The sequence below is a fragment of the Streptomyces malaysiensis subsp. samsunensis genome (assembly GCF_024519315.1).
Taxonomy (GTDB): domain Bacteria; phylum Actinomycetota; class Actinomycetes; order Streptomycetales; family Streptomycetaceae; genus Streptomyces; species Streptomyces malaysiensis.
In genome coordinates, this window is the sequence record NZ_JANIIC010000098.1 from 1 (window position 1) to 12,726 (window position 12,726).

Annotated in this window: 13 protein-coding genes and 1 pseudogene; 11 read left to right on the plus strand and 3 right to left on the minus strand. The window is 68.8% G+C overall.

Annotated features, from left to right (window positions below; translation table 11 throughout):
- A pseudogene (locus NQU54_RS44765) lies at positions 1 to 320 on the plus strand (IS701 family transposase); the annotation flags it as partial.
- A gap of 177 nt (positions 321 to 497) precedes the next feature.
- Here the strand turns inward: NQU54_RS44765 and NQU54_RS44770 are convergent.
- Genes NQU54_RS44770 through NQU54_RS44780 form a run of 3 tightly spaced genes read right to left on the minus strand, consistent with a single transcriptional unit; the run spans position 498 to position 3,669 of the window.
- Positions 498 to 2,081: an AMP-binding protein gene (locus NQU54_RS44770; RefSeq protein ID WP_257636037.1), complete on the minus strand. Its 1,584-nt coding sequence runs from the start codon at positions 2,079 to 2,081 to the stop codon at positions 498 to 500.
- Positions 2,078 to 3,211 (minus strand): thiolase C-terminal domain-containing protein, encoded by a 1,134-nt coding sequence (locus NQU54_RS44775; protein WP_257636038.1) that lies wholly within the window; start codon positions 3,209 to 3,211, stop codon positions 2,078 to 2,080. Before NQU54_RS44775 ends, NQU54_RS44770 begins: the two co-directional genes overlap by 4 nt.
- Before the next feature lie 8 nt (positions 3,212 to 3,219).
- Positions 3,220 to 3,669, minus strand: a complete 450-nt coding sequence (locus tag NQU54_RS44780; RefSeq protein ID WP_257636039.1) for a Zn-ribbon domain-containing OB-fold protein — start codon at positions 3,667 to 3,669, stop codon at positions 3,220 to 3,222.
- A gap of 78 nt (positions 3,670 to 3,747) precedes the next feature.
- Between NQU54_RS44780 and NQU54_RS44785 the strand changes: the two genes are divergently transcribed.
- The 10 genes from NQU54_RS44785 to NQU54_RS44830 all read left to right on the plus strand — a co-directional run bounded on the left by NQU54_RS44785 (position 3,748) and on the right by NQU54_RS44830 (position 12,607).
- Positions 3,748 to 5,172, plus strand: coding sequence for an amidohydrolase family protein (locus NQU54_RS44785; protein ID WP_257636040.1), 1,425 nt, complete (start codon positions 3,748 to 3,750; stop codon positions 5,170 to 5,172).
- Between the two features lie 52 nt (positions 5,173 to 5,224).
- A complete protein-coding gene (locus tag NQU54_RS44790) occupies positions 5,225 to 6,166 on the plus strand; it encodes a fumarylacetoacetate hydrolase family protein (protein WP_257636041.1) in 942 nt (313 codons plus the stop codon).
- A 25-nt stretch (positions 6,167 to 6,191) separates the two neighbouring features.
- The gene (locus tag NQU54_RS44795; protein WP_257636042.1) at positions 6,192 to 7,151 is read left to right on the plus strand and encodes an MBL fold metallo-hydrolase; all 960 of its coding nucleotides are present in this window, start codon (positions 6,192 to 6,194) and stop codon (positions 7,149 to 7,151) included.
- A gap of 96 nt (positions 7,152 to 7,247) precedes the next feature.
- Positions 7,248 to 7,652, plus strand: coding sequence for a hypothetical protein (locus tag NQU54_RS44800; protein ID WP_257636043.1), 405 nt, complete (start codon positions 7,248 to 7,250; stop codon positions 7,650 to 7,652).
- A gap of 211 nt (positions 7,653 to 7,863) precedes the next feature.
- Positions 7,864 to 8,628, plus strand: a complete 765-nt coding sequence (locus NQU54_RS44805; protein ID WP_257636044.1) for an SDR family NAD(P)-dependent oxidoreductase — start codon at positions 7,864 to 7,866, stop codon at positions 8,626 to 8,628.
- Positions 8,625 to 9,398, plus strand: coding sequence for a crotonase/enoyl-CoA hydratase family protein (locus tag NQU54_RS44810; protein WP_257636045.1), 774 nt, complete (start codon positions 8,625 to 8,627; stop codon positions 9,396 to 9,398). The genes NQU54_RS44805 and NQU54_RS44810 overlap by 4 nt, the downstream gene beginning before the upstream one ends.
- Positions 9,395 to 10,558: a CaiB/BaiF CoA transferase family protein gene (locus tag NQU54_RS44815; protein ID WP_257636046.1), complete on the plus strand. Its 1,164-nt coding sequence runs from the start codon at positions 9,395 to 9,397 to the stop codon at positions 10,556 to 10,558. The genes NQU54_RS44810 and NQU54_RS44815 overlap by 4 nt, the downstream gene beginning before the upstream one ends.
- Positions 10,555 to 11,268 (plus strand): CoA transferase subunit A, encoded by a 714-nt coding sequence (locus NQU54_RS44820; protein ID WP_257636047.1) that lies wholly within the window; start codon positions 10,555 to 10,557, stop codon positions 11,266 to 11,268. The genes NQU54_RS44815 and NQU54_RS44820 overlap by 4 nt, the downstream gene beginning before the upstream one ends.
- Positions 11,269 to 11,272: 4 nt before the next feature.
- Positions 11,273 to 11,911, plus strand: a complete 639-nt coding sequence (locus NQU54_RS44825; RefSeq protein ID WP_257636048.1) for a 3-oxoacid CoA-transferase subunit B — start codon at positions 11,273 to 11,275, stop codon at positions 11,909 to 11,911.
- Positions 11,912 to 12,028: 117 nt separating this feature from the next.
- Complete coding sequence (locus tag NQU54_RS44830; protein ID WP_257636049.1) at positions 12,029 to 12,607, plus strand: TetR/AcrR family transcriptional regulator; 579 nt, start codon at positions 12,029 to 12,031, stop codon at positions 12,605 to 12,607.
- Positions 12,608 to 12,726: the final 119 nt, after the last annotated feature.

Consider the following 12,726-nt stretch of genomic DNA (forward strand, 5'->3'; position numbering starts at 1 on the left):
TGGAGGCCGCGGTGGCCGACCTGGTGCGGATCGCCGGGATGTGCTGGCAGATCGAGGAGTGCTTCCAGGCCGCGAAGAACGAGTGCGGCCTGGACCAGTACGAGGTCCGCCGTTACATCGGCTGGTACCGGCACATCACCCTGGCCATGCTCGCCCATGCCTACCTCGCGGTCATGGCGGCCGACGCGGCGGAAAAGGGGGATGCAGAAACGCTTCCGGCCCCCTGGCTCCGCTCACCGTGGCAGAAGTCCGGCGGCTCCTGGCGCCTCGCCTCGCCGGGAACCGCCGACCCGACCGGTCGCTTCGCGCGCACATGCTGAACTGGTCACGCTGGCGCCGCAGGCGCCAGATCGTCGCCCGCCACTGCCACTACCGGCGACGACTCCACTCGTTGGAGGGGCACTCCGGCAAGACCGCCCCTGACACACCACCAGCCCACTACACTCCGGACGACACCTCTGACCAGGCCAGATAGCGAAACGCTGCTGGAGTACCAGCTAGGAGGCCGGGCGCCGCTGTGCGACCAGCGCGGCGATCTGTGGGCGGTTGATCTTCCCGGTGCTGCTGCGGCCGACGGAGTCGACGAAGTGGAACTCGCGCGGTGTCTTGAACCGAGCCAGACGGTCGGCCAGGTGACTGCGCAGGCGGGTGGCAGCCGGCTCGCCGCCTTCCTCGCCGCCCTTCAGCTGCACGACGGCGACGACGCGCTGCCCCCACTCGTCATCCTGCACGCCGATAACCACGGCGTCGGCGACCGACGGCTCCGTCACGAGGGCGGCTTCCACCTCGGCAGGGTAGATGTTGACGCCCCCCGAGAGGATCAGATCGGAGCGTCGGTCGCCGACGTAGAGATAGCCGTCTTCGTCGAGGTGGCCGATGTCGCCCGCGGTCCGGAACGGGTCGTGGGCGTCCGGTGCCTCGGCGGGGATCAAGTCCCCGGCCGCACCGCTGTAGGTGAAATCGAAGCCACCGCTGACGTAGATAGTGCCGGGCTCGCCTGCGGGGAGCGGCCGTCCGTCGCTCCCGCGGATCTCGAGCTGGATGCCGGGTGCCGCGCGGCCTGCGGAGCCTGGCTTCTGCAACGCCTCCTCGGAAGTGATGATCGTGGCGATGCCGAACTCCGTGCACCCGTAGTACTCGGTGAGCACCGGACCCCACCACTGGATCATCTGCTGCTTCAGCTCCGGCGGGCACGGTGCTCCAGCGTGGGTGACCAGCTGGAGCGAGCGGCCTGAGAAGGAGTCGCGGATCGACTCGTCGAGGTCGAGAAGCCGGTGAAACATGACCGGGACCATGAACGTGGTCGTGACCCCGAATCGGTCGATGAGCGAGAGCGTCTCAGCCGCGTCGAACCGTGTGGTGATGACGAGCTCCTGCCCCAGGTGCAGGGCGCAGAGCGCGTTCAGATTCGGTGCCGGGTGGTAGAGCGGGGCGACCACCAGGTGCACCTGGGGGAGCCCGGTGTCGGTGTCGTACTGCGCGAACCGCTGCCGAGCTCGGGCATCGGCAGCCTCGTCGGGGGTCGTCGTCGGCAGCGCCCGATGGACACCCTTGGGGCGCCCGCTCGTCCCAGAGCTGTAGTACTGCACCGAGCCTGCGCTCCGCTGCATCGGCGCAGAGGCAGGATGCCGTGCGAGCAGGTTCTCGGCCGGGAGTCCGTCCGACGCGCCTCCGACTACGACGACGCGGTCGGGGGCGAGGCCGCCACCCAGGCGAGCCCCTTCGACGGCAAGCGACTCGAGGGCAGACTCGGTCACCACGGCGCGAGCCCCGGAATCCCCAATCAGATAGGCGGCCTCGGTGGCGGTCAGGTGCCAGTTGACTGGCACGAGGTATAGGCCGATCTGCTCCGCCGCGAGCTGTGCGGCGATGAAGGTCGCACCGTTCCTCAGGAGGAGGGCCACGGTCTCGCCGCGCTGCAGATCCAGGTCGTCCTGCAGCAGGCGGGACCAACGGTGGGCGTCATCGAGCAGGTCGCCCCGCGTGACGGTCTCGGACTCAAGCCGCAACGCGACGGCGTCGCGGTCGCCAGCCGCGATCTCGAAGAAGCCCCGAGCAGGCGCGGCCGCCGGTGTTGTCATGCCGACACCTCCCGGTTCGAGAGCACCAACGTCGCCGCCTCCGAGAAGAAGTGTCCAACACCCTGGACCACACTGACATCCACGTCGGGCACCTGGGCGAACGCCTCGCCCCGGAGCTGGCGGACGGCCTCCTGGATCGCGAACATCCCGTACATGCCGGTGTGGGTGTAGCGAAGGCCGCCGCCGTTGGTGTTCATCGGCAGGTGCCCGCCCGGGGCGGTGTTACCGTCGGCGACGAACGCGCCGGCCTCCCCACGCCCGACGAAACCGAGCGCCTCGAGGCCGTACAGCGGCACGTGTGCGAACGCGTCGTAGACCATCAGGTGATCCACGTCGTTGTGGCTGATGCGCGCCTCGGTGAAGGCAGCCGTGGCCGACCGCTCGAACGTCTCGGCGCGCGTGAGGTCAGGCATCTGCGACACCAAAGGGCTGTCAGCCGCCTCGCCCGACCCCCACAGATAGACGGGGGTGCGGCGCAGTTCGCGGGCGCGTTCTGCCGACGTGACGACCAGCCCACCGCCTCCGTCGCTCACCATGCAGCACATGAGCTTGGTGAACGGCCAGGCGATCGGAGTCGATGCCAGGACCTCGTCGACGCTCGCGAGAGAGGGGCGGGCCGCTCGGGGATTTCCGTGCGACCACTCGCTCTGCCGAGCCGGCACGGAGGCCAGCTGCTCGAGCGTCGTCCCCGTCTCGTGGGCGTAGCGGAGGTAAGGGAGCGTGAACATCGTGGGAGGGCCGTAGACGCCGAACGGTAGCTCGAACTGACCGAGCATCCCGTCGGCCGGCATCGGACGCGGATGGCGCCCGACCACCGACCGACGAGATTCGCCGTGCAGCACGAGGACGACTTCGGCCTGTCCAGCGGCGATCGCGGCAGCAGCGTGACGCACGTGCACCAGAAACGACGTCCCGCCCACACTCGTGCCGTCGAACCACGTCGGACGGACTCCCAACGCGTGAGCGATCTCGACCGGGTTGTGCACGGCGCTCGTGATGCCGTCGACATCGTCGAGGCTCAAGCCGGCGTCGGCGAGAGCGAGCAGCGCGGCATCGACGTGGAGGTCCAACTCAGACATGGCGGGCAGTCGTCCGAGGCTCGTTTCGGCGGCGCCGGCGATGGCGGCCACGGGGCGACTCACGCGGCGTGCCCCTCTCGGGGGGCGAACACCGGGACCACCTGGCCGCGCCGGTCCTCGAAGGCGACCTGCAGCGGCATGTCGATGACCAGCTGGTCGGGCACAGCGTCGCTCCCGATGATGTTCGTCATCATGGTCGGCCCTTCCTCCAGCTGGACGATCGCGATGACGTGCGGACCGACTGCTTCGAATCCGGGGGCGGGGAGGTGGTTGATGACATAGCTCAGCAACGTCGCGCGTCCGCTCACGTCAACCCACGACACCTCGCGGGAGCCGCAGGACGGGCACGCGATGCGGGGGTAGAAGAAGTGCGTTTCACACGACCCGCACTGCTGGACCGCCAGGCGGCCCTCGGCCGCGGCGTCCCAGAAGGGGCGGGTGGTCGGTGTCGGCAGCGCCTGCGCGGCGCCCTCGCCAGGGGAGACCCCGGACACAAACATTGGTACCATGAGCGGTACTATACAGGTCATTATGATACCGTCCAGTCGTTGGTCGGCACTCGGCGCGGCCGAGCGGAAGGAAGATTCGTGGGCACTCGAACGATCTACACGGGCGCGTTGGTCTTGGTGGGCGACCCCCGCAACGGCAGCTTTCAGCGAGTCGACGTCGAGGTCGTCGACGGCCGGATCAGTCAGCTTGCCGACAACCTCGGGTCCACGCCCGAAGGTGCCGATGTCGTCGATGCGTCCTGGGCTTGGATCATCCCGGGGTTCGTGGACGCGCACCACCACATGTGGCAGGCGACGATGCGCGGCCTCACGGTGGACTTCACGCTGTCCGACTACGTGTGGACGATCCGGCGCAACCACTCCGGCGTGCACCGCGCGGTCGACATCTACAACGGGACGCTCGGTGCGGCCGTGGGGCTGCTCGACTCCGGCACGACCTGCTCGGTCGACTACTCCCACAGCATCTTGACCCCTGAGCACGCCGACGCGGGTGTGGCGGCCATCAACGAGTCCGGAATCCGTGGCGTGTGGTGCTACGGGCTCTATGACCCCCACACGACGAATCCGTACTTCACGTCTGTCGAGTCCCGTCTCGAGGACGCGAGACGCGTGCGTTCATCGTTGTTTGAGACCAGCGGCGGGCGGGTGCGCTTCGGGATCGCCCCGACCGAGATGAGCCTGAACGGCATCGAGCAGGCCGCCCAGGAAATGGTGCTCGGGCGCGAGCTGGATTGCCTGATCCACACTCACACCAACGCCCGGTGGAAGCCCGGATACCGGTCGGAGATCAAGCAGCTGGCCGAGGCTGGGCTCCTCTGGTCGCACCAGCTCCACTCGCACTGCAACACCTCCGACGCCGAGGACTTCGCGATCCTGGCCGATCATGGGGCCAAGGTCTCCTCCACCCCCGAGACCGAGCTCAATATGGGGATGGGGTTCCCGATCGCCGCCGTCGCCGACCGCGCCGGTGTCGTGGCGGGGCTGGGTGCGGACATCCAGTCGAACAACTCTCCCGACATGTTCACGACCATGCGCCTGATGCTGGCGGGGGAGCGCGCGCGGGCCAATCAGCGCGCGCTGGAGGAGAAAGGCATTTACGGTATGGGCGGCCTCGAGTTGCGTGCTGCCGACGTGCTGTACTTCGCGACGCTCGGCGGAGCCATCGGTCTGGGCCTAGAGGACGAGTGCGGTTCGATCGACGTCGGCAAGGCCGCCGATCTCCTCTTCATCCGCAACACATCCCTGAACCTGACACCAGCCGTCGACCCGATGGGTGCGATCGTCATGAGCGCTCGAACCTCCGACGTCGACACCGTCCTCGTCGGCGGTGAGGTCGTGAAGCGGGACGGCGCGATGCGTGCTGACCTCGTCGAGAAGGCGATCCGAGGCCTGCAGGAGTCGGGCACCCACATCGTGAACGAGTCGCAGGCGTACGGAGGCATGATGCCTCCGCAGCCCGAGTGGTGGGGCGCCGCGACCGCAGCGACGGGCTCGCCGTCATGACCCGTCGGCGGCCTCTTTTCGAGCGCTGGGACAGCGGACTCCGGGAGACGACATGCGGTGGGTGACATGCCAGCACGGGCACGGTCTGCAGGTCGGTCTGGTCGTCGACGACGCGGTGCATGTCTTGGACGACGACCGCACGCTGATCGACGTGATCTCCGCAGGCCAGGTCGAGATGGAGCGCATCGCCGAGACGGTGCGGCGATCGCCCGCGACCGTCGTCCCACTCGAGTCGATGGTGCTGCACTCCCCGATCCCGCAGCCGCCCTCCGTGCGCGACACGGTCGGCTTCCTCGACCATGTCCGCGGGTGCCGAAGGGCCTACGGCCGTGACCCGGAACTCGGCGAGGTCTGGAGCCGCGTTCCCGCCTTCTACTTCGCCAATCCGGCCACCCTGTTCGGCGCTCGCGACGACGTCGCGATCGCGCCGGGCTCACGCTGGTTCGACTTCGAGCTCGAAGTCGCAGCAGTCATCGGCACGCCCGGCTCGGACCTGGATCCTGTCGCCGCCCAGGACGCGATCGCGGGCTACATGCTCTTCTGCGACTGGACCGCCCGGGATCTGCAGCAGGCCGACATGGCGCTCGGCATCGGTCAGGGCAAAGGCAAGGACTCCGGCATGACGTTCGGTCCGTGGCTCGTGACGGCCGACGAAGTCGCGAACCGGCTCGTCGACGGTCGCCTCGACCTCGAGGTGGCGGTCGAGGTCAACGGGGTCGAGATCGCCCGCGGGACGACCGGTGCGATGGACTGGACCTTCGGAGAGATCGTGTCGTTCGTGTCGCGCGGCACCCGTTTGGTCCCCGGCGACGTCATCGGGTCCGGCACGATCCCCGGCGGTTGCCTGCTGGAGCACCTCGTCGGTGACCCGGAGACCTACGACGGATGGCTGAAGCCAGGCGACACCGTCTCACTCGACAGTCGCGCCCTCGGACGCACGCATCAGCGCATCGTCGACGGCGCCCGCCCTCACCCGCTCTCGAGCGGCTACTGATCCCGACCGAGACGAGGAACCTGTCATGACGAACACCTACACGCGCGGCCTGCACGAGATCGCCGCGGGAATCTGGGCCTGGCTGCTGCCCGACGGCGGGTGGGGCATGAGCAACGCGGGGCTGGTGCAGGGCGAGGGGCAGAGCTTCCTCGTCGACACCCTCTTCGACCTCCCCCTCACGACCGAGATGCTGGACGCCATGGCGGACCTGACCGCCTCCACGCCGATCCAGGGCGTCCTGAACACCCACGCCAACAGCGACCACTGCTTCGGCAACCAACTCCTCGACGACACGGTCACGGTGTACGCGACGAGCGAGACCGACCACGAGATCCAGCACGGCACGACCCCCGAACGGCTCCACATGCTGGCGACATCGGACTTCGGACCGGTCTTGTCGCCCTTCCTGCGGAGCTGTTTCGGAGCGTTCGACTTCACTGGCATCACTCTGCGAAACGCCGACACGGTCTTCGACGACTCCCTGACAGTGACAGTCGGCGGTCGCGATGTCGAGCTGTTGCGGCTGGGCCCGGCGCACACTGTCGGCGACGCCATCGCCCACGTGCCCGATGCCGGGGTGATCTTCGCCGGCGACCTCCTCTTCATCGGTGGGACGCCCATCATGTGGGCTGGCTCGCTCACGAACTGGCTGCGTGCCTGCGACCGGATGACCGCGCTCGATCCGACGGTCGTGGTGCCCGGTCACGGACCGCTCACCGACGTCGACGGGATCGCGAAGATGCGGGGCTACCTGGCCCACGTCAAGGATCGCATCGCCGACGGGGTGGAGGCGGGTCGACCGTGGCGCGAGACTGCTGACCGGATGGATCTGGACCGCTACGCCTCCTGGCCGCAGGCCGAACGCATCGTCGTCACGACCTACCAGGCCTACCGGCAGGCTGCGGTGGACACCCCGCAGGAGGACGGCATCGACCTCTTCGGCGAGATGGCCGCCTGGCAGCAGCGCCATGTAAGGAAACGCTGACGCCCCGGCGCCGCGGCCGACGACGGATGGTTCGGCCGATGAGGTCCGCCCTCGCGGCGAACCCTTTACCAGCTCGGTCGGAGCAAGGAGGAGGTCGTGATCAGTGTCGTCGACCGCTTCTTCAATCGCATGGGCAAGGACGCGCAGCTCCGGTCCCAGGACCCGACGGACGTCCGCGAACAGGTTGAGGCCTACCTCTCGGCCTCGGTCGACCGCAACCGCCGGGCCAGTCGACAGTTCGTGCAGGACGTCGAGCTCTACGGTCCGACCCGGCACGTCTACGACCGACACGAGGAGATCGCCATCCGCGAGCTGGAGGGCATCGTCAGCCGGGCGATCGACCGGGGGGAGGTCACCCGCGGCACTCCCGCGCTCTGGGCCGAGCTGCTCGGCGTCGTGATTCGCGGACTTCGGGACCCCGAGGTGCTGGACCGGCTCGGTGCCTCACGAGACGAGGCGTTGGAGCTGTTCGGGCATCTCTGCCGCCGTGGCCTGTCCTGATCGGGCGTCGCCGAGAGCCGGCGGTGGTGAGCGCATTCACTTGCGCGGTACCAAAAAAGCGTCTACAGTACCAGAACTGTTACCAGCACCACGCGCTGGTCCGCGGTGTGCGCGGTGGAACGGCGGTGGCGCTCTTGGCGCCGCTCGGATCGCTGACGACCCCCGCAAGGATCTGCGTCGGCGTGCTTTTCATCGTCGGAAGGACCTGCCAATGACCGACACCCCATCGGTGTACGTGGTGACCGGAGGTGCCGGCGGACTCGGCGGCGCCACGGCGAAACTCTTGGCGGAGCGCGACGTGTCCGTCGTGGTGACCGACCTGGTCGACGCCGACGAGAGCGAGCTGCGCGCGCAGCTCGGTGAGCGCGTGACGTTCGTCCGCGGCGACGTCTGCTCGGAGAGCGACCTCGGCCGGGTGCTCGACCGCGCCTCCGAACGCGGCACGATCCGCGGGCTGGTCCACTGTCCGGGGAAGGGTTTCCCCCGCAGGATCGTGGACCGTGCCGGGACGCCATTCCCGCTGGACCAGTTCGAGACCGCCCTGAGGCTGAATCTGGTGGGCACCTTCAACGCCCTGCGGCTGACGGCCGCACGCATGGCCACGAACGACCCTGACGAAGGCGAACGCGGGTCGATCGTCATGACCGCGTCGGTCGCCGCCTGGGACGGGCAAGTCGGACAGATCGCCTACGCCGCCGCGAAGTCCGGCGTCGTCGGCATGACCCTGTGCGCCGCTCGTGACCTCGCCGACCTCGGCATCCGCGTCAACACCATCGCTCCCGGCATCTTCGATACCCCGCTGCTGGCCCGGTTCTCCCAGGGCATCCGCGACGGCCTCGCGGAATCGGTCACCTTCCCGAAGCGCCTCGGTGACCCGGAGGAGTACGCCTCGCTCGCCGACCAGCTACTCCACAACCGCTACCTGAACGGCGAGGTCATCCGCCTCGACGGCGCCATCCGGATGGCGCCCCGATGAGCGCCGCCAGCGCCCCGGTCTTGTTCGAGGAGACCGACGGTGTCGCGACGATCACCCTCAACCGTCCCGCGGTGCGCAACGCCGTCGACGCCTCGATGGCGGGAGCTCTCGCCGAGATCGTCGACCACCTGGACGAGCGCAGCGACCTCCGCGCAGCCATCCTCACCGGTACCGGCGGCAGCTTCTGCTCGGGCATGGACCTGAATGCCTTTGTCCGTGGCGAGAAGTCCTCGATCCCGGGCCGCGGGTTCGCCGGATTCACCGCCCGCCCTCCTGTCATCCCCGTGATAGCCGCCGTCGAAGGTGCCGCCGTCGCCGGCGGCTGCGAGCTCGTGCTCGCCTGCGACCTGGTTGTCGCGGCCGAGTCCGCACGCTTCGGGGTGCCAGAGGTCAAGCGCGGACTGGTCGCCGTAGGCGGCGCGCTCCTCAAGCTGCCGTCGCGGATCCCGTACCAGGTCGCAATGGAGTGGATCCTGACCGGCGACATGGTCGGCGCTCGTCGCGCCCACGAGGTGGGGCTGGTTAACGCGGTGGCGCCGGACGGTGAGGCACTGGCGGTCGCCCGGCGCTTGGCAGACCGCGTCGCCGCCAACGGCCCGCTGGCGCTTCGCGCCAGCAAGCAGATCGTCGCGGCGTCGTCCTCGTGGAGCCACGAAGAGGCGTACGAGCGTCAGCTCGAGATAGCGCGCCCGGTGACGGAGTCGGCGGACGCCCAGGAGGGCGCCCGTGCCTTTGCCGAGAAGCGAAGCCCCGTGTGGAGCGGTCGATGAGCGCGGGGCCGCTGGACGGCGTGCGTGTCGTCGAGCTCGGCGGGATCGGACCGGCGCCGTTCGCGTGCATGATGCTCGCCGACCTCGGTGCCGACGTCATCAGGATCGACCGGCCGGGAGCCGAGCTCCATCCGGTGATGCACCGCAATCGCCGCTCGATCGCGCTCGATCTCAAGTCTCCGGAGGGCCGCGCGATCGCGATGCGGCTGGTCGCGACCAGCGACGTCGCCATCGAGGGCTTCCGCCCAGGGGTGGCCGAACGCTTGGGCCTTGGGCCTGACGACGTCTCGCGCGAGGCGCCGCACGTCGTGTATGGCCGGATGACCGGTTGGGGGCAGGACGGTCCCTGGGCACAGCTTCCCGGGCACGACATCAACTACATCGCCCTGACCGGCGCCCTCCATGCGATCGGCCCCGCCGACGGGGACCCAGTGGTGCCACTCAACCTCATTGGCGACTTCGGCGGTGGCGGCATGCTGTTGGCCTACGGCGTCCTCGCGGCCGTCGTCAGCGCTCGCACCACAGGGCGAGGGCAGGTCGTCGACGCCGCGATGATCGACGGCTCGGCGGCCCTCATGGCGATGCTCCACGGGTACCTCGCCGAGGGGCGATGGGTCGACGAGCGTGGGGTGAACCACCTCGACGGCGGCGCTCCCTACTACCGGACGTACGCGTGCAGCGATGGTCGGCACGTGGCGGTCGGCTGCATCGAGCCGCAGTTCTACGCGAGCCTGCTCGAGGGGCTTGACCTGGGCGACGACCCGGACTTCGCGGCCCAGGACGATCGCTCGCGATGGCCGTCCATGGTGCACCGCCTGCAGGCGATCTTCGGTTCGAGGCCGCGTGATGAGTGGGCCGAAGTGTTCGCCACGAGCTCGGCCTGCGTCACCCCGGTCCTGTCGATCGGTGAAGCGCCACTGCACCCGCACCACGTCGAACGGCAGACCTATACCTCGCTCGGCGAGGGTCACATGGCGCGACCCGTGCCTCGCTTCGCAGGAACACCTGCCGCCGAGCCGCGCCTGGCACCCGTCGTCGGTAGCGACGGCTTGGCGCTGCTGGGGGAGCTCGGCCTCGAGGCAGCCGAGGTCCGGAGTCATCTTGAGGCGGGGGTGGTCGTGCTGCCGCCGAGCGCCACCGACGAGGGGGGACCGAGGTGACGACGGCGCGCGAGCTCGTGGCTCGTCACGTGTTCGACGGCATGACGATCGCCGTCGGGGGTTTCGGCCTCTGTGGCAACCCGTTCGACCTGATCGAGGGGGTCCGTGACTCGGGCGTGACCGACCTGACGATCGTCTCCAACAACATGGGTACCGACGGCAAGGGTCTCGGCGTGCTCCTGGAGGGTCGGCAGGTCCGCAAGGTCGTGGCGTCCTACGTCGGTGAGAACCGCCGGTTCGCCCAGCAGTACCTCGACGGGCAGCTTGACATCGAGTTCGCCCCGCAGGGCACCCTGGCCGAACGGCTCCGCGCGGGCGGGGCGGGGATTCCCGCCTTCTACACCCCGACCGGAGCCCACACGATCGTCGCCGAGGGCAAGCCGACCACGCAGATGGGCGGCCGTACCGTGATCCTGGAGCACGCGATCGTCGCGGACCTCGCGCTCGTGCGCGCCCACCACGCGGACGCGGCGGGCAACTTGACGTATCGAATGACAGCGCGGAACTTCAATCCCGTCGTCGCCACTGCGGGGCGGGTCACGCTCGCGGAGGTCGACCGGGTGGTGGAGGAGTACCTCGACCCCGACCTCGTGCAGACGCCGGGGATCTACGTCGACGAGGTGGTCGTCGCGTCTGCGCGAGCGCCGGAGATCGAGCAACGGACGACGCGGCCGCGGCAGTTCGAAGGAGGCGCCCATGTGGAGGCGTGAGCAGATGGCCGCCGTCGCGGCGCGCGAGCTGGTCGACGGCGCGTATGTCAATCTCGGGATCGGCATTCCGACGTTGGTGGCGAATCACGTGCCGGCGGGCATCCGGGTGACCCTGCAAAGCGAGAACGGCATGCTGGGCATGGGGGAGTTCCCTCTCGAGGGCGACGAGGACGCCGACCTCATCAACGCTGGTAAGCAGACGGTCACGATCGAGCCGGGTGGCAGCTTCTTCGGGTCCGACCAGTCCTTCGCGATGATTCGCGGCGGCCACATCGACCTGGCGATTCTCGGGGCCATGCAGGTGTCGGGGTCGGGCGACCTCGCCAACTGGACGATCCCCGGTGTGCTCGTCAAGGGCATGGGCGGCGCGATGGACCTCGTGGCGGGGGCCCGGCGGGTCGTCGTCCTGACCGACCACACGACGAAGGACGGCCGGCCGAAGATCGTCGAGACCTGCGACCTGCCCCTGACCGGCCGCAGTGTCGTGGACCGGGTCGTCACCGACCTGGCCATCTTCGACGTGACGCAGGCAGGTCTGGCGCTGGTCGAGCTCGCCCCCGAGGTGACGCTGGAGGAGGTCCGCGACCGCACGGGCTGCCAGTTCGACGATCTCCGGGAGGGTACGGCGCACAGCATCGACTGACGGTGCAGCCGCCCGACTACGACTCCAGGCCCAGGAAGCGGTATCGTTCGCGACCTCGGAGTACCGTGAATCGGGCCGGCCTAGTCCCGGCGACGATGCAGTGAAGTGAGGTGGACCATGCCAGACGTTAGGTCGAACGCCCTTTCCGGGCGGCAGTCCGACGTGCTCAACGCCCTTGAGGATGCCTTCCTCGCTGAGGGCTTCCGCCATCTCACGATTGGTGACATGGCCGCCCTCGCTCGCACCTCCCGTCGCACGATCTATCAGCTGGGGCAGAGCAAGGACGAGGTCGTGGTCGGCGTCGTCGACCGCTACTTCAACTCGATGGGCAAGGAGGCGCTGCGCCGCGCCCACGACACGGCGAATGTGCACGACCAGATCGAGGCCTACCTGTCAGCCTCCGTTGAGCGCAATCGTCGAGCCAGCCGTCAGTTCGTGCACGACGTCGAGAACTATCTGCCTACGAGCCACGTCTACGACCGCCATCAGGAGATCGCGATTCGGGAGCTGGAGACGATCGTGCGAAAGGCGATGGAGCGGGGAGAGGTCACCGGTGGGTCGCCGGCCTTGTGGGCCGAGATGCTCGGCGCCGTGATCCGTCATCTGCGGGACCCCGATGTGCTCGATCGAGTGGGCGCCACCCGCAGCGACGCACTTGAGTTGTTCGGGCGGTTCTGCCGCCGCGGCCTGGCCTGAGCCGCGATCGTGTAGCCGCTCGATAGGCGGCACCGGCACGCCGGACTGAACGGCATGGGACCGCATTTGATGTAGCCGCCCTGCCGCCGTGGTCCGGCCGTGTGACGCTTCTGCTGCCG